This window comes from Rhodobium gokarnense, from assembly GCF_025961475.1.
Lineage (GTDB): Bacteria > Pseudomonadota > Alphaproteobacteria > Rhizobiales > Rhodobiaceae > Rhodobium > Rhodobium gokarnense.
This window is the reverse complement of record NZ_JAOQNS010000014.1, coordinates 97504-113983: the sequence shown is the minus strand read 5'-3', so window position 1 is coordinate 113983 and position 16480 is coordinate 97504. Positions and strand designations below refer to the sequence as shown.

General features: G+C 66.8%; 13 protein-coding genes. 5 read left to right on the top strand and 8 right to left on the bottom strand.

Annotation, left to right across the window (positions count from 1 at the left end; genetic code table 11):
• Window positions 1-74: 74 nt before the first annotated feature.
• The 6 genes from M2319_RS20725 to M2319_RS20700 form a co-directional block, all read right to left on the bottom strand.
• Entirely contained in the window at window positions 75-1277 is a 1203-nt protein-coding gene (locus tag M2319_RS20725; protein WP_264603376.1) for a hypothetical protein, read from the bottom strand.
• Window positions 1278-1593: 316 nt separating this feature from the next.
• Window positions 1594-6129, bottom strand: coding sequence for a hypothetical protein (locus M2319_RS20720; RefSeq protein ID WP_264603375.1), 4536 nt, complete (start codon window positions 6127-6129; stop codon window positions 1594-1596).
• A 393-nt stretch (window positions 6130-6522) separates the two neighbouring features.
• Window positions 6523-7500, bottom strand: a complete 978-nt coding sequence (locus tag M2319_RS20715) for a quinone oxidoreductase family protein (RefSeq protein ID WP_264603374.1) — start codon at window positions 7498-7500, stop codon at window positions 6523-6525.
• Window positions 7501-7544: 44 nt separating this feature from the next.
• A complete protein-coding gene (locus tag M2319_RS20710) occupies window positions 7545-8273 on the bottom strand; it encodes a TerC family protein (RefSeq protein WP_264603373.1) in 729 nt (242 codons plus the stop codon).
• Window positions 8270-9037 carry a CDP-alcohol phosphatidyltransferase family protein gene (locus M2319_RS20705; RefSeq protein ID WP_264603372.1) on the bottom strand — a complete coding sequence of 256 codons (768 nt, stop codon included), beginning with the start codon at window positions 9035-9037 and terminating at the stop codon, window positions 8270-8272. Before M2319_RS20705 ends, M2319_RS20710 begins: the two co-directional genes overlap by 4 nt.
• Before the next feature lie 213 nt (window positions 9038-9250).
• Window positions 9251-10204, bottom strand: a complete 954-nt coding sequence (locus M2319_RS20700; protein WP_264603371.1) for a DUF2182 domain-containing protein — start codon at window positions 10202-10204, stop codon at window positions 9251-9253.
• 240 nt (window positions 10205-10444) lie between these two features.
• Here M2319_RS20700 and M2319_RS20695 point away from each other — a divergent pair, with 240 nt between their 5' ends.
• Genes M2319_RS20695 through M2319_RS20685 form a run of 3 tightly spaced genes read left to right on the top strand, consistent with a single transcriptional unit; the run spans window position 10445 to window position 12682 of the window.
• The gene (locus tag M2319_RS20695; RefSeq protein WP_264603370.1) at window positions 10445-10879 is read left to right on the top strand and encodes a YeeE/YedE family protein; all 435 of its coding nucleotides are present in this window, start codon (window positions 10445-10447) and stop codon (window positions 10877-10879) included.
• Complete coding sequence (locus M2319_RS20690) at window positions 10876-11340, top strand: DUF6691 family protein (RefSeq protein WP_264603369.1); 465 nt, start codon at window positions 10876-10878, stop codon at window positions 11338-11340. Before M2319_RS20695 ends, M2319_RS20690 begins: the two co-directional genes overlap by 4 nt.
• A 46-nt stretch (window positions 11341-11386) precedes the next feature.
• On the top strand, window positions 11387-12682 hold the full coding sequence (locus M2319_RS20685) for a UbiH/UbiF family hydroxylase (RefSeq protein WP_264603368.1): 1296 nt from the start codon (window positions 11387-11389) through the stop codon (window positions 12680-12682).
• 12 nt (window positions 12683-12694) lie between these two features.
• Here M2319_RS20685 and M2319_RS20680 read toward each other — a convergent pair whose 3' ends face one another.
• Window positions 12695-13660: an AEC family transporter gene (locus M2319_RS20680; RefSeq protein WP_264603367.1), complete on the bottom strand. Its 966-nt coding sequence runs from the start codon at window positions 13658-13660 to the stop codon at window positions 12695-12697.
• A gap of 260 nt (window positions 13661-13920) precedes the next feature.
• On the opposite strand from M2319_RS20680, the gene M2319_RS20675 reads away from it, so the two are divergent.
• On the top strand, window positions 13921-14967 hold the full coding sequence (locus M2319_RS20675; protein WP_264603366.1) for an HpcH/HpaI aldolase/citrate lyase family protein: 1047 nt from the start codon (window positions 13921-13923) through the stop codon (window positions 14965-14967).
• 114 nt (window positions 14968-15081) lie between these two features.
• Entirely contained in the window at window positions 15082-15405 is a 324-nt protein-coding gene (gene hspQ / locus M2319_RS20670; RefSeq protein WP_264603365.1) for a heat shock protein HspQ, read from the top strand.
• Between the two features lie 109 nt (window positions 15406-15514).
• Here hspQ and M2319_RS20665 read toward each other — a convergent pair whose 3' ends face one another.
• Window positions 15515-16204 (bottom strand): invasion associated locus B family protein, encoded by a 690-nt coding sequence (locus M2319_RS20665; protein WP_264603364.1) that lies wholly within the window; start codon window positions 16202-16204, stop codon window positions 15515-15517.
• Window positions 16205-16480: the final 276 nt, after the last annotated feature.

Below are 16480 nucleotides of genomic sequence, written 5' to 3'. Positions count from 1 at the left end.
GGCAGCGATGTGCCAGCAAACGAAAAACCCGGCCGCGGGCGGCGGCCGGGTTCGCTTGTCGGATGCCGGAGACGTCAGCGGGCGCTGGTGCCGTCGTCCTCGGGTTCGTCGCCGGCATCGGCCGGGTCGTCCATCGGCTCGTCACCATCGGCGTTGTCGTCGCCATAGCCGCCCTCGTCGTCGCCGTTCCGGCTGGCGCCGAGGCCCTTGCCGCGGTCCTCCTCGTCGTCGCCCGCCGTCAGGCAGTTGTAATAGGCGGTGCGGTCGAGGCCCGGGTCGATGCAGCGGTAGAAGCTGTCGAGCTGGTTGAGGCGGTAATAGTTGACGTAAGGGTTGACCAGGAAGCGGCCGTCCTGGCCGATGAAGACGCCGTGGTCGTCGATCTCGTCCTTCAGCGAGGGATGCTTCTGCAGGATCGCCGCCTTGAACTCGCCGTGCAGCATGAAGTTGTCGGGAAGCTGGTCGAACGGGCCGTCGAAATAGTTGTTGGCCTCGACATTGACGCGGTTGACGCCGATCAGGAGCTTGCGGTCCTGGCGGCGGTCGTCGAAGAAGACGAAGCCGGTGCGCATGCCGACGAGGATGACGGGCGTGTCTTCCGAATAGGGCACCAGGATGTCGGAGGGCGTGCCCTCCTCGTTGAGGACGAAGCGGAACTGCTTCAGCTCGCGGTCGAAGAGAAAATAGAACTCCACGCCCGACTCATCGAATACCGGACCCAGATAGTCCTCCTGGGGCGCGACGCGGGCCGCCGGCGGCTTGACGCCGGTGAGGTCGTTGAGCTGGAACTCGACCGAGATGTCCTTGTAGGTGACCCGGTAGAGAAAGTCCTCGACCTTCTCCACCTTGACGCCGTCCTCCGCGTTCAGGGCCTTGTACTGGGAGAGGATCTCCATGTTCCAGGGCTCGGTCTTGGAGAAATAGGCGAAATGCAGGACGCCGTCGTCGCGGTCGCCGACGTCGAGGCGCATGTTGCCGGCATATTCCATGCCGCCATGCTTGAAGGTGAAATAGAAATAGTTCTCGGTCGGATAGACCTTCACCTTCGGCGGCAGCGCCCGCAGCAGGAACTCGAAGGTTTCCATACGGTTCTCGACGTTGAAGGAGCGCGCGGCCCGGACACCGGCAACGAAATTCTGGTTCAGCGAGATGCCGGGAACGGTCACCACCGCCTTTTCTTCGGCATGCGCCGGCCACGCGGCAAGGGTACCGAGCGCGGCGACAAGGGCCAGGTTTCGCAACCGGCGGGCACCGCCGGTCGATCGGGGAATACGCATGTGCATCTTCTGGGCTGCTCCTTCTGGGCGGGTTCTGGCGGGGCGGACCGCACCGGCGAGGCCGGCGGGTGCCGGACCGCTTTCCTGGGGGGCACGACCCCGATGTAGGACGCCTCGGTCCGCTCCGGTGTGATCCACGCCACACAAGCCGGCTTTGTCGATGCCGCGAGGCCGGGACGGGCGATGTTGGCGTTGGAAGGTGGCGATCACGCGGCGGCCGGACAGGCATTGGCCGGGCCGTTCCGCATCGGCAGGTGCCGGGGAAGCCGCGGCGGACGATACGCTCGTCCGCCGCATTGTCTTTTCTGCAGCGTCATCAGTTGCGCTGGCTGCGCCGCTGATTGTGCTGACGGCGGCGCTGCTGTTGCTGGCGTTGCCGCTGCTGGCGTGCCCGCTGCTGCTGCTGGCGTTGCCGTTGCTGGCGTGCCCGCTGCTGTTGCTGGCGTTGCCGTTGCTGGCGCGCCCGCTGCTGCTGCTGGCGTTGCCGTTGCTGGCGTGCCCGCTGCTGCTGCTGGCGTTGCCGTTGCTGGCGTGCCCGCTGCTGCTGCTGACGCTGCCGCTGCTGGCGCGCCCGCTGCTGCTGCTGGCGTTGCCGCTGCTGGCGCGCCCGCTGCTGCTGCTGACGCTGCCGTTGCTGGCGTGCCCGCTGCTGCTGCTGGCGTTGCCGTTGCTGGCGTGCCCGCTGCTGCTGTTGGCGTTGCCGTTGCTGGCGCGCCCGCTGTTGCTGCTGACGCTGCCGTTGCTGGCGTGCCCGCTGCTGCTGCTGGCGTTGCCGTTGCTGGCGTGCCCGCTGCTGCTGTTGGCCTTGCCGCTGCTGGCGTGCCCTCTGCTGCTGCTGGCGTTGCCGCTGTTGGCGAGCGCGCCGTTGCTGCTGGCGTTGCCGCTGCTGCTGCTGACGCTGGCGGCGGTTCACATTGGCGTCGTCGCGACGCCGGGACTGGCGGGCGTTGTGCTGTGCGCCATCCCTCCGCCGTGACCGGTTCACATTGTGACGCTGGTTCTGCTGGCGGTTGGCATCCCGCCGCCGTGACCGGTTCACGTTGTGACGCTGGTTCTGCTGGCGGTTGGCGTCCCGCCGCCGCGACCGGTTCACGTTGTGACGCTGGTTCTGCTGACGGTTGGCGTCCCGCCGCCGTGACCGGTTCACATTGTGACGCTGGTTCTGCTGGCGGGCACCATCGCGGCGCCGGGAGCGGTTCACATTGTGCTGGCCGTCCCGCCTACGTGAACGGTTCACGTTGTGCTGCTGGTTCTGGCGGCGTGAGCGGTTGGCGTTGTGTTGCCCGTCACGGCGCCGGGATCGGTTCACGTTGTGCTGGCCGTCCCGCCTGCGCGAGCGGTTCACATTGTGCCCGTCACGCCTGCGGGACCGATTCACGTTGTGCCCCTGGTTCTGGCGGCGCGAGCGGTTGACGTTATGCCCGTCGCGACGACGCGACCGGTTCACGTTGTGCTGCTGGTTCTGCCCACGCGACCGCCGCACACTGTGCTGCTGGTTCTGCCGGCGCGACCGCCGCACGTTGTGCTGCCCGTCACGTCCGCGGGACCGCCGCACATTGTGGCCCGGCCTGATGTTGCCGCGGGACACGCGCGGCCGGTGCTGGCCACGCCAGACCGAACGGCGCCTGTTGTGGCCGGCAGACTGGAACCGGCGATGGAACCGCGAGCGACCGGCGCCGTGGATCGGCCGACCGATGGAGCGGCCGCGGGCGTGGTAGATCGAGCGGTAGTTGCGGTGGAACCGCGACGGACCGCGCAGATGGCCGGGCCGCCCGGTGGAGGTGCGCCAGTTGTGCCAGTGCGACCGGCGTCCGCCGTGGAAGCTGGACACGCGCGGGCCATGGCCCGGACGGACCACGGAGTTCCAGCGATTGTGCCATCCGGATTCCCAACGCCGGTGCAGGCGCGAGATACGGCGCCAGTGGCCCGGGCCGAGCCGCGTCAGGTTGCGGTCGTGGAGGCCCGAACGGTAGGCGAAGTGGAAGGCGGAAATTCCCGGATTGTGGATGCTGACGGCGTCCGTGAAGATGCCGTCATGGCGGCTCGATCGGAAGTCCTCGTGGAACCGCGACAGGGCGCGCCGGTGGATCGGCACCAGCCGCGTGACGATGCCGTCATGGCGGTCGGAATCCCAGCGGCGGTGGAACCGCGAGAAGCCCCGGTCATGCTCGTCGATCGGATCGGTGGTGATGCGGTCGTGCTGGACCGAGCGGTAGTCCTCGTGGAACGACGACAGCGCCTCGTCATGCACCGGGATGAAGCGGGTGATGCGCCCGTCATGGGAGGCGGAGCGGAACCGGCGATGGAACCGCGACAGCCCCCGGCGATGCCACGGGATCGGCGCCGTGGTGGTGCCGTCGTGGCGGATCGAGCGGAAGCGGCGGTGGAAGTTCGACAGCGCCGGTTCGTGGGTGTCGATGAACTCCGTGTCGGCCTGGTCGTGGCGCTCGGAGACGAAGCGGCGATGGAACGCCGACAGCGCGCGCCAGTGATCGGTGGGCGTCTCGCCCGGGATGGCGACGCGGTGGCAATCGCGGTCGTTGACCGGGTTCTCGTCGCCGTCGAAGCCGGAAACGGAGCCGAACAGGGCTTCCAGAAGCTCGTCGGTGATCTCGGTGTCGACCGGCAGGCCCAGTTCCTGCTTGACCGCCTCGATGGCGGCATTGGTCTCAGGGCCGTAGACGCCGTCGATGGCGGACAGGTCCTGGCCGCGGTCGCGCAGCGCGCGCTGCAGGAAGCGGATGCGGGTGCGGTATTCGCGGCCGAGCCAGCCGACCTCGATGCAGTTGAGCAGCGAGCGCGCCGGCGGTTCGGCCGGAAGATCGATGGCGATCTCAAGGGTGATGCTCTCGCTGACGGCGAGCGTGATGTCGGGCGCGTCGCAGAAGACCATGCCGTCGATCTGCTCGCAGCTCCACGGCTCGCCGACGTCGCCGGAAAGGCTGACGGAGGACAGCGACAGCTCGTCATAGAGGAAGAGCGGGCCCTGGAACGGGCCGGAACCGGAATTGGTGACGGTCACCTCAAAGGCGCAGCCCTCGCCGGGCAGGCATTCGACGGGACCGGTCTTGGAAATGGCGAGGTCGAATTCGGTGGATTCGTCGCCCTCCGGGATTTCGGGATCGCGCGGCAGGGCGTCGTCGTAGGCGATCTCCTCTTCGGTCTCGCCGCCGCCGACGACGACCTCGACGTCACCGGGGTGGGAAACGCGGAAGGCGGTGCGCTGCGGCGGCTCGTCGGCGAGGTTGCCGGGCACGATATAGGCCGAATCGACGCCGTCCGGCGGCGTCGCGGAGGCGCCGTCTGCCGGCGGGTTGAGCGCTTCGGGAGCGAGGATTTCCGTGCCGCCGTCGATCGGAACGCCCTCAAGGCCGTTGGTCTCGTCGCTCTCGTTGCCCGAGCACGGGCCGTCGGGCGAGCACAGATTGTCGCCGGTCGCCCAGACGAAGGCGTCGGGAGCTTCCGGATCGAGTTCGCCGGCATCGGTGTAGCCGAAGCCGAAGGCGACGCCGCCATTGGCGTTGGCGCGGATGAAGGGAGGCCCGTCCTCCTCGCCGCGTTCGGTGTTGCCCACATTGTAGCGGGCGTCCGGCTGCCAGATGCCCTCGTCGTCACGCAGGTAGCGCAGCACGCGGGACATCTTCGGCTGGGCGAACAGGCCCGGGCCGGCGCCGTCGGGCACAAGGCCGCCGCGCTCGGCGACCAGCATGACGCCGTCGCGGGAAATGGCGATGTCGCTCGGCGCGCCGTTCGGCTTCAGGGTCGCCGGATCGGCGTCGTTGCCGCCCTCACCCGCATTGTCGCCGCCTTCACCGTCGTCGCCTTCGGGGCGGCGGTCGCTGGCGAAGAAGTTCGGCAGCACGAATTCGCGGCGGATGTCCTGGACATCGAAGTCGCCGGAGGCGGAAATGCCGATCGACCAGACGGTGTTCCGGGAATCCTCGCCGGCCTCGGCCCAGGTCTCGTCGCCGATCGGATCGGCGCCCCAGACCGTATAGTAGAGCCGCGCGCGGCCGCTCTGCTCGTCGCGGTCGACGGCAAGGCCGTAGACCCGGCGCCGGTAGTCGGCAACGTTCCAGCAGGACGGCGTCGTCGACGCATCGGCCGTTGCGCCATCCGGCGTCTGGCAGTTGTCGAGCTGGGCCTCGGTCTCGGGATCGAACTCCACGACCGGCAGCACGTGGTAGTCGCCGGAGGCGACGTCGAGGAAATAGGAGCGGCCGTCGACGCCGTGATCGAAGGTGCCCGTGATATCGCCGGTCTCGGCGGAGACGCGATGGATCAGGCCCGATTCCAGGTCGGTGACAAAGAGCTGCTTGTGGTCCGCGTCATAGGCGAGATTGCCGAGCGCGGCGCCCGTGTTGTAGCGGTCGTTCGGCGCGATTTCGGTAAAGGCCTCGGGGATATAGTCGTTTTCCGGCGAGATCCGGTAGATCGTGCCGGCTGCGCCTTGCGGGCCCCACTGGCCGTCGAGCCAGGAGCCGTCGGATTTCAGATGCAGGCCGAAGGCGGAGGTGGCGCTCACATAGATGGTCGGCTGGGCGCCGTCGTCGATGGCGATGCCGAACACCTGGCCGACATCGAGGGCGCGGGCGAGGACGGAGGTCGGGGCGTCGCGCCAGACCTGTCCGGTCGGCGGGCGGCCGGGCGAGCGCACATTGATGAGTTCGACCGTGGTGCCGCCGGAATCGATGGCCGGCCCCTCGCCGCCGTTTTCAAGACCGGAGAACCGCGTCACCACGGCGTCGCCGGTCGACAGGCGGGTTTCCTGCGCGGAAGCGTTCGACGACGCGAACGCCAGCCACGCCATCGCGGCAGCCGCGGCTGCCTTTGCAGCATGCAACTTATTCATTTTTCGGACGCTTCTTTCCCGACTGATTATGATTGGGTTCACGAAACGGGACTGATTTGAGGGATTGTGGCGGCGCGGTGATCCGCGGCGTGTGAACAGAGCCCGGAATCGGCCTGTGACGGCTACACGATGCACCGACATGCATTTCCCCGTGGCCCTTTCGACCGTCAAACAAGGTCGAAAGCAAGCTCCCCATCCGCCGGGCACTATAGACAGCCGACACCGTATTCACAATATGAGACAGGTGGATGGCTTAATTTTTATAGGTTTTTTCGCACTGCAACACCCGATCGTGCCAACCGGTCTCTTAAATCTCGGCCGACAGGCCCCGCGCATTCGCCCGGTCCGACGGGCGCATGCGGTTACGGGCATAGGGCGGCGGCCAGGCCCGGATCAGACCACGAAGACGGACGAGCCGGTGGTCTTGCGGCCTTCCAGGTCGCGGTGCGCGGCGACGGCGTCGGCGAGCTTGTATTCCTGATTGACGCGGATCTTGACGGCGCCCGAGGTCACGACCCCGAACAGCTCGTCCGCCATGGCGACCAGGTCCTCGCGCGCCGCGGCATAGGCGAAAAGATTCGGCCGGGTGCAGAACAGGGAGCCCTTCTGGTTCAAAAGGCCGATCGAGAATGGCGGCACCGGGCCCGAGGCGTTGCCGAATGAGGCCCACAGGCCGAGCGGGCGGATACAGTCGAGGGAGCCCGGAAAGGTATCCTTGCCGACACCGTCATAGACCACGTCGACGCCCCTGCCGTCGGTCAATTCGCGAACCTTTTCGACGAAATCGTCCTTGCGGTAGTCGATGACGTGGTCGTAGCCATGGGCCAGCGCCAGCTCGACCTTTTCCGGCGAGCCGGCGGTGCCGATGGCGGTGACGCCGAGGTGCCGCGCCCACTGGCCGGCGATCAGCCCGACGCCGCCGGCCGCGGCATGGAACAGCATGGTATCGCCCTTCTTCAGCGGGAAGGTGCGACGCAGCAGGTACTGGGCGGTCAGCCCCTTCAGCATCAGGGCGGCGGCGGTCCTGTCGTCGACGCCGTCGGGCAAGAGCACCAGCCGGTCGGCGGGGACGTTGCGCTCCTCGGCATAGGAGCCGAGCGGGCCGACATAGGCGACGCGGTCGCCCGGCTTGACGTCCGTCACGCCCTCCCCGACGGCGACGACCTCGCCTGCGCCCTCGTTGCCGGGGACGAAGGGCAGGCCCGTCGGCGCCGGATAGAGGCCGGAGCGGAAATAGGTATCGATGTAGTTGAGGCCGACGGCGGTGTGACGGATGCGCGCCTCGCCGGGCTTGGGCTCGCCCGGATCGAAGACGTCCCACTGCATGACTTCCGGACCGCCAGCTTCGTGGACCTGGATTGCATGGATCATCGTATTGCTCCCTGTTCTGTCGGCGCTCGGCTGCCCGCTTCGGCTCACGTGTCCCCGGTGCGCTTGCGGGCGCGGCGGGCGGCCAGCACGTTGAAAATCTCCACCAGCGCGGAAAACAGCATGGCGAAGTAGATATATCCGCGCGGGATATGGAAACCGATGCCGTCGGCGATGAGCGCGACGCCGATCAGGAACAGAAAGGCGAGCGCCAGCATCTTGGTGGTCGGATGACGCGAGATGAAGCGCGAGACGGCGCCGGAGGCGAAATACATGATCGCCATGGCGATGACGACGGCCGCTATCATCACCTCCAGATGCTCGGCCATTCCGATCGCGGTGATGATGGAATCGACGGAAAACACCATGTCGATGGCGACGATCTGGGCGATGATCGCGGCAAAGGTGGCGGTCACCTTCGAGGGCCCCTCCTCGCCCGCGCCCTCGATGGCGCCGTGGATCTCGTGGGTCGCCTTGAAGAGCAGGAACAGCCCGCCGGCGATGAGGATGAGGTCGCGCCAGGAAACCGGCTGGCCGAACGCCTCAAAGAGCGGCGCGGAGAGGCCGATCAGCCAGGTCAGCGCGGCGAGCAAGGCGATGCGGAAGACGAGCGCCAGCGCAAGGCCGATCTGGCGGGCGCGCTTGGCCGCCGGCTCCGGCAGCCGACCGACGATGACGGAGATGAAGACGACGTTGTCGATGCCGAGGACGATCTCCATGACCGTCAGCGTCATCAGGCTGGCCCAGACCTGCGGGTCGCTGAGGCTTGGTATCATCGTGGGCGGGGGCTCCCGCCGCGCGGTTCAGAAAGCGGTTTCGGCCGTCTTGAATTGATCCACTGGTGGACGAAGCCGATGCAGAACAGATAGAGGCTGGTCCCGGCCAGGCCGAGGACGATCCACAGCGGCGGCGCCAGGCCGGCGGCCAGCGCCAGTCCCGCAAAGACGCCCCAGCCGAGGCACATGGCAAGGGTGACGAGGCGCCAGCGCTTGACGCGGACCGGATGGACGAAGTCGAGCGGCGCAAAGGTCAGCACCGTCAGGATGACGACGACGGCAAGCGTGACGAATTGCGGCGGGTTGAGCACCATCAGCACCAGCACGACCATGTTCCAGACCGCCGGAAAGCCCTTGAACGAGCCGTCCTCGTTCTTCATGCGCGTGTCGGCGAAATAGAGCGCGCCGCCGGTCACCACCAGCACCGCGCCGATCAGGTCGAAGGGCCTGGAGGCGATGCCGGAGACGACCAGGATCATCGCCGGCAGGAAGACGTAGGTGGTGTAGTCGATGACGAAGTCGAGGGCGGCGCCGGACCAGCGCGGCATGCGGTCGCCGATCGACAGGCGCCGGGCCATCGGGCCGTCGAGCCCGTCGACGATGAGGGCAACGCCGAGCCAGACGAAGGCGTTGATGAAATCGCCCTGGACGATGGCGATGCCGGCAAGCAGCGCAAAAGCCGCACCGGAAGCGGTGAAGAGATGGATCAGGAAGGGAAGACGCGGCACGACGGTCGCCGTTTTACGCTGGAAATGGCCGCTCACTTAAGCCCCCGGGAAAGGCGGCAAAGGCCGCGCCGGGTGCGGCCCTCGATTCGCTGATTTGCTGGACCCCGACGATCGCGGCAGACGTCGCGACCGCCACCGATAACGGCGGCATACGGGCGGAAAACGGCGCGGTTGCGCGGCAGAACCGATATCCCCTTCATTCTCCCAGGCACCTCGCCAACGCACGCCCCCCTGATCGCACCCGCCGCATTATAAACCGATCGCACGGCGAATGGGTTCCGACATCAACAATACCGCACAACCCCAAAGGAAAAAAACGACGCCCAGGATGCGCGGAATCCAGATGCTGATGACGATCTTCTCAAGTGCCATAGCTGCACCGAGAATGGCAATCCAGATTACGTTCATGACGCCGACGGCGAACATCACCGCCATCAGCGCCCAGCAGCATCCGAAGCAGAACAGCCCCTGCTCGACGCCGAGGCGGAAGACGCCGGCAGTGTCGTCGCGCCATTTGGCGTGGAAATAGGGCACCGGCGCCTGGCAGCGGGTCAGGCACGCGTATTTCGCCGGCGTGAACTGGTAGATGCCGGCGGCGATCATCGTCGTGCCGGCAAGGACGAGGCTCGCAGGTGCCATCATCGGCGTCATCGCCTGCAGCGCGGTGAGGCCCCACTGGGCGAGCGAGGCAACGACCGCAAAGGCGACCCAGACCGACAGGTAGCCGGCGGCCAGGACGATGACCGGCGCCGCGCGATGGCCGGTGCGCCGGCCGCTGTCGGCGATGTCGGCATAGGTGGCGAGCATGGGACCGGCCGTCGGCAGCATCATCGCCATCACCATCATCACCCACATGACGAGCACCAGGAAGAAGTCCGAGACGGCCCAGGGCCCGGCCGAGGGCATGCCGAAATAGCCGCCGGCGGTCGGCGCGCAGATCGCCGCCAGCGCCGCCCGCGCCGTCGCGTCGAGGCCGGAGAAGTTGTTGAAGACGTTGAAGGCGCCCATGCCGGGGCCAAGCGCGCCCATGTCCATGTCCGGCACCATCGCGCCGACCATGATCAGAAGGTAGACCCAGCCGAGGCCGGCCAGGACGACGACGGTCAAAATGACGGTCATGCGCGGGCGGCGGGCGAACCAGGCAACGCCCCGGTCGGCGGCGCCGAGATGGCTGAGGTCGTCTTTGTCCGGGCTCTTCGTCACGCTGGTCTCGCTGGCGGGCGGCGCCGTCGCTCACAGGCGCCGCAGGCGCGTTTCACTGGGCGCACGGGGGCGCGGGCGCACCAAACCAAGCCGGCGCGGCAATGGCAAGCGGATTGGCGTTCGCAGCGCCTCAAGGAACGCCGCTGCGACTATACGTCAAAGCGATGCGACCTTACGTCAAAGCGATGCCCGTCCGGAATTGATCGAAAGATGGCCCATTGGGGACAGAAGAGGTTGCGCGTGTCACTGGATGCGAACGATTTCCTGATTCTCGCGGCTATCGGCGGATTGCTGATCGGATTGGGCGCAGCGCTCTCATGGCTGTTTTCCGGCCGGCACTACAATCCGGCAGACTGCCTGCCGCCGCTTACCGCGCGAACCTTCATCGGCGTGCCGCTACTGCTCCTGATCGGGCTGGCGCTCGGCGGCGCGGTCGGCTGCCTTGCCGGACCTGAGGGGCTGTGCGTCGCCGCCGACAGTTTGCGGCAGACGCCGGGCCTTGCCCTTGCGGGCGGCGTCCTCGGCGGCGCCGGCCTCAGGCTGCTGCATGGCTGCCTGGTCGACCATTCGGTCTGCGGACTGGCGCGCCAGTCGGGCCGGTCGACGGCGATTGCCGCGGTCGTCTTTTCCGTTGCGTTCTTTGCCGGCGTCATTGTCCTGGAGATGGGACAATGACCCTTCGCGACGTCGGCGAGCAGGCGGCTATGCTCTTGACCGGCGTCCTCTACGGCGCCGGCTTCGTCTTCGCCGGCCTTGCCGATCCGGCCAATGTGCGCGCCATGCTGGGCTTTTCCGGGCTCGGCACCGACGGCTGGCACGCCTGGCCGGTGTTCTCGCTGTTCGTCGCGCTGATCGTCGCCATGTGGGGCATCCGCATGGGCCAGCGCCTGCGCCGGCCGGTGCTGGCGCGCTCGTTTTCACGCATTATCTATGACGAGATGGATTTGCGCGCCCTTATCGGCGCCGTGCTCCTGGGCACCGGCTGGGGCATCGCCGGTTTCGTGCCGTCGACCGCCCTTGCCGCGCTGACCTCCGTGCCGTTCGATGCCGGGCTGTTTCTTTTCGGCGCGATCGTCGGCATTGTCGGCGTCGATCTGGTCGCCCGGCGGGGCAACGAGCCGCAGAAGCGGCTGTAGGCACTGCAGCGGCCCTCGCCGGCAGCCGCAACGAACGAGTACGACAATGGCAAAAGAACCGATTCGCAAGGAAACGCACGGGCAGTTGATCCCCGGCGAGGCCGCAACGCCCGCCACGACGGAGCCGAAGACGCTGAAGGCCGATGTGACGATCATCGGCGGCGGCCCGGCCGGTCTCGTCGCCGCCAACGTCTTTGCCCGCTCCGGCTTCCATACGGTGCTGATCGCGCTGAAGACCGTCCCGGGCGACCGGCGCACGACGGCGCTGCTTGCCGCCTCGGTGGAGATGCTGAGGGTCTCCGGACTGTGGCCGGCGATCGCGCCGCACACCGCGCCGCTCGCCACCATGCGCATCGTCGATGACACCGGCAGGCTGTTCCGGGCGCCGGAAATCGCCTTCGAGGCGAACGAGATCGGGCTCGACGCCTTCGGCTACAATGTGGAGAACACGCCGCTCGTCACCTGCCTCGGCGCCTCGGCGGAAAACCGGCCCACCCTCACCTGGCTCGATGCCACGGCGGAGGACATCGCCATCGGCGAGGAAGCGGCGCGGATCACCGCCTCGGACGGCACGGTGGTGGAGACGGCGCTGATCGCCGGCTCCGATGGGCGCAATTCGCCGAGCCGCGAGGCGGCGGGCATTTCCGTGCGCCGCTGGCAATACCGGCAGGCGGCGTTCGTTGCCAATTTCGCCCACGACGCGCCCCACCATAACGCCTCGACCGAATTCCACACGCCGAGCGGCCCGTTCACGCTGGTGCCGCTGCCGGGCGACCGTTCCAGCCTCGTCTGCGTGGAGCGGCCCCATGTGGCCGAAGAGCTGGCGTCGATGGAGCCGGCGGCGCTGGATGCGGAGGTGGAGCGGCGCGCCCATTCCATCCTCGGGCGCATGGACCTTGAGGGCGTCGGCCAGGTGTTCCCGCTGTCGAGCTTCGTTGCGAAAAAATTCGGCGCGAACCGGGTCGCGCTCATCGGCGAGGCCGGCCACGGCTTCCCGCCGATCGGGGCCCAGGGGCTGAACCTGTCGCTGCGGGACATCGCCTCCCTCGTGGAGATCGCGGAAGACGTGCGCCGCGTCGGCGGCGACATCGGCGGGCCTGAGGCGCTTGCCCGCTACGACCGGGCGCGCCAGCCGGACGTCTGGTCGCGCACGCTCGGCGTCGATGCGCTCAACCGCGCACTCCTCAGCGATTTCCTGCCGGTGCAGGCGCTGCGCGGCGCCGGGCTCTACCTTGCCAACCGGGTCGGGCCGCTCCGGCGCATCATGATGCGCGAGGGCATCACGCCGCGCTTCCGGCTGCCGAAGCTGATGCGCGGGCATAAGGCCGACCCGGCCGCGTGACGGTCCGGCATCCTACAGCCCGAAGTGGAGCACCGGCAGCATGTCGCTGCGCACGAGGAAGATAACGAGCGTGACCGTCGCCACGGAGACCACCGTGCCGACGAGGATCGCGCTGGAGGCCCGCTCCATATAGACCCGGTACTGGCGGGCGATGACGAAGACGTTCGCCGCCGGCGGCAAGCAGGCCATGAGCACGGCCGTTGCCACCCAGACGGGATCGATGCCGCCGACCCAGTTCAAAAGCAGGAACACGATGATCGGGTGGATCACCAGCTTGGTGAAGAGCAGGAACGGCAGCTCCAGCGGCACCCGGCCGAGCGGACGCAGGGCCACGGTGACGCCGAGGGCAAAGAGCGCGCAGGGCGCGGCGGCGTTGCTCAGATAGGTGAGCAGGGTGTCGATCGCCTGGGGCGGGCGGAATTCTATTGCCGCGGCCAGCACCCCGACGATGGTGGCGATGATGAAGGGGTGGGTGAAGATCCGCTTCAGGACGAGCATCACCGTCGCCCTCAACGAATGCTGCTCGGTGCCGGCGATCGCCATCATCATCGGCGCCAGCACGAACAGCAGCGTGTTGTCGAAGCAGAAGATCAGCGCCGTGGGCACGGTGGCGGCCGGGCCGAGGGCGGCGAGCGTCAGGCCGGGGCCCATATAGCCGATATTGGAGTAGGAGCCGGCCAGGCCCTGGATCGTCGCCTCGGCGATATTGCCGCGGGTGAAGACGACGCCGATGCAAAAGGCGAGCGCGAAGGCGCAATAGGTCGCAAAGGTCGTCGTCGCCACGTAGCTGAGATTGGCCAGTTCCTCGATCGGCGTCTGCGACAACAGGCGGAAGAACAGGGCCGGCAGGGCGAGGTAGATGACGAAGAAATTGAGCCAGGCGAGGCCTTCGTCGGGCAGGCGCATCAGCTTTCCCGAGCCGTAGCCGAGGAAGATCAGGCCGAAAAAGGGCAGCGCGAGGGAGATGACGTCCTGCATGGGGAAAAGCTCAGACTCCGTTTCGCACCCTTGCAGGTCCGTCTGGTGCCGGCGACGGCGGCTTGATTGGTGACCTACCGGCTTGCCTGCGCGCGGTCAATGAAGAGCCGGCGGGAACCTTTGCTGCGGCGCAACCGGATACCGGCTCGTGCGCCCAAAGACCGGTTGCCCAATACGCCGAAGTGTGCAACGCAATATGACAATCGGTGCCGCCTTGCACGGCGCCGAAAACCGACGAAAACCGGCAGGAAACAAGACCCATGAAGACACCCAAGGCGTTTTTCAAGCCGCTCGCCATCGGCGCCCCGGCCCCCATGATGGAGCCGCCGGTGCGGCTGGAGCGGATGATCCATTTCGTGCCGCCGCATGTGGACAAGATGCGCGCCAAGGTGCCGGACATCGCCAAAAAGGTCGACGTCGTCCTCGGCAACCTGGAAGACGCCATCCCGGCCGACAAGAAGATCGAGGCGCGCCAGGGCTTCATCGAGATGGCGCGCGACGTCGATTTCGGCGAGACCGGCCTTTGGACGCGGATCAACTGCCTGAACAGCCCCTGGGTGCTCGACGACCTGTTGGAAATCGTCGCCGGCGTCGGCGACAAGCTCGATGTGGTCATGCTGCCGAAGGTCGAAGGCCCCTGGGACATCCACTATCTCGACCAGTTGCTGGCCCAGCTCGAGGCCCGCAACGGCGTGACCAAGCCGATCATGATCCACGCCATCCTGGAGACCGCCGAGGGCGTCAAGAATGTCGAGGCGATCGCCACCGCAAGTCCGCGCATGCACGGCATGAGCCTCGGCCCGGCCGACCTTGCCGCCTCGCGCGGCATGAAGACGACGCGTGTCGGCGGCGGCCATCCGGACTATGTGGTGCTGGCGGACGCCGGCGCGGACGCCGATGCCCCTCGCCCCGCCTACCAGCAGGATCTCTGGCACTACACCGTCGCCAAGATGGTCGATGCGTGCGAGGCCGCCGGCATCAAGGCGTTCTACGGCCCGTTCGGCGACTTTTCCGATGCGGCGGCCTGCGAGGCGCAGTTCCGCAACGCCTTCCTGATGGGCTGCCACGGCGCCTGGTCGCTGCATCCGAACCAGATCGATATCGCCAAGAAGGTGTTCTCGCCCGACGTGGGCGAGGTGGCCTTTGCCAAAAAGATCCTCGATGCCATGCCGGACGGCACCGGCGCGGTGATGATCGACGGCAAGATGCAGGACGATGCGACCTGGAAACAGGCCAAGGTCATCGTCGACCTGGCAAGGTTGATCGCAGTCAAAGACCCGGAGCTTGCAAAGGCCTATGATTTATGATGGTTCAAAGGAGGCGGTTTCTCCCACCGCCTCCGCACGGCGGCTCGACAGCCATTTAACGTCCGTTTAAGCTGGGCCGTCGTACACTAATGTGATCAAACGCTTAGTGGAACAATGCGTACTGCGAAGTTCAACATCGGCCAGGTTGTCCGGCACCGGCACTATCCGTTCCGGGGCGTGATCTTCGACGTCGATCCGACCTTCAGCAATACCGACGAGTGGTGGGAAGCCATTCCGGAGGACGTGCGGCCGGAAAAGGACCAGCCGTTCTACCACCTCCTGGCCGAAAACGCCGAGACGGAATACATCGCCTATGTGTCGGAGCAGAACCTCGTTCCGGACACCTCCGGCGAACCGATCCGCCATCCGCAGCTCAACGAAATCTTCGAGCCCGACGAGCACGGCCAGTACCGCACGCGGGAATCCATCCTGAACTGAGGTCGGGACGGCCGCCCCGCGGCGACCTGTTGTTTCGGACCATCAAATGCAAAACGGCGCGCATCCATCGATGCGCGCCGTTTGCGTTCGTCCGGTGCCGGAAGAGGCCTTACTCGGCCTTTTCCTTGGCTTCCTTCTGGGCTTCGATCAGCTTCTCGCGGGCCGCGGCGGCCTTTTCGAAGAGCTTTTCCTGAAGCGTCTTCTGCGCCTGCTGATACTGCTGCGGGTTCAGGCCCTCGCTGTCGTAGCTGGCGGTGAAGCCGTTCAGCGACAGGCGGAAATTGATCTGCTTGTTCTGCCGGTTCAGCGCGGTGATGATGAGGTCGGCGCCCTTCTTCATGGAGGCGACGAAGGCCTCGTCGATCGGCACCCGGCCGTAGCAGCCCGAGTTCAGGCAGACGTCGATCTTGCCGCGGGTCGGCTTGTTCTTGTCGACCTGGATGTTGACGCCCGGCTGGATCAGGAGGCCGAGCGGGATCGAATAGGCGAGCACCTTGCGCTTTTCGCCGACCACTTCCTGGACCATGATCGAGCCGAGCACCTGGCCGGTCTCGGTCGTCACCTCACGGTTGACGAAGCAATGCTTCTTGTTGGTCTTCGGATCGACGTTGCAGATCTTCAGCCATTCGGAGAGCAGCTCCGGCCCCTCGGTGGCGCTGGATTCCTGCGCCCGCGCCGGACCGCCGACGGCGATCGAGGCCGCCAGCATTGCGGTCGCGGCAAACGCCATGGCAAGCGTGCGGCCGCGCACCCGACGAGCGACACCGGTCGTGTGGGAAAATGACTTGTTATCCGTCATGCGGGTTTCCTTGCGATGTCCTGTTGATTGGTGCGACCTGCACCTTGCCGGCGGCCCGGTCGCAACGATGAATCACTCATTGCCGCATGTCCTGTGGGTGAAATGCGGCGAATTATTGGCCCGGTCGTAGTCGGCGCCATCATTAGCGCGGTCGAGACCGGATTTCCAGTCATGCCGGCGCCGGGCGGCCGGTTTTTGGCCGCAGGCGGCCGGCAACCCCGCAACGCACGGCGACAACGCAACCGCGCCGTGCTTGCATGGGTCACAACGTGGTCA

Bases quoted from the DNA above. Each gene is read 5' to 3' on its own strand.
- M2319_RS20725 (WP_264603376.1), bottom strand. From the start codon at position 1,277: ATGCGTATTCCCCGATCGACCGGCGGTGCCCGCCGGTTGCGAAACCTG.
- M2319_RS20720 (WP_264603375.1), bottom strand. From the start codon at position 6,129: ATGAATAAGTTGCATGCTGCAAAGGCAGCCGCGGCTGCCGCGATGGCG.
- M2319_RS20715 (WP_264603374.1), bottom strand. From the start codon at position 7,500: ATGATCCATGCAATCCAGGTCCACGAAGCTGGCGGTCCGGAAGTCATG.
- M2319_RS20710 (WP_264603373.1), bottom strand. From the start codon at position 8,273: ATGATACCAAGCCTCAGCGACCCGCAGGTCTGGGCCAGCCTGATGACG.
- M2319_RS20690 (WP_264603369.1), top strand. From the start codon at position 10,876: ATGACCCTTCGCGACGTCGGCGAGCAGGCGGCTATGCTCTTGACCGGC.
- M2319_RS20685 (WP_264603368.1), top strand. From the start codon at position 11,387: ATGGCAAAAGAACCGATTCGCAAGGAAACGCACGGGCAGTTGATCCCC.
- M2319_RS20680 (WP_264603367.1), bottom strand. From the start codon at position 13,660: ATGCAGGACGTCATCTCCCTCGCGCTGCCCTTTTTCGGCCTGATCTTC.
- M2319_RS20675 (WP_264603366.1), top strand. From the start codon at position 13,921: ATGAAGACACCCAAGGCGTTTTTCAAGCCGCTCGCCATCGGCGCCCCG.
- hspQ (WP_264603365.1), top strand. From the start codon at position 15,082: ATGCGTACTGCGAAGTTCAACATCGGCCAGGTTGTCCGGCACCGGCAC.
- M2319_RS20665 (WP_264603364.1), bottom strand. From the start codon at position 16,204: ATGACGGATAACAAGTCATTTTCCCACACGACCGGTGTCGCTCGTCGG.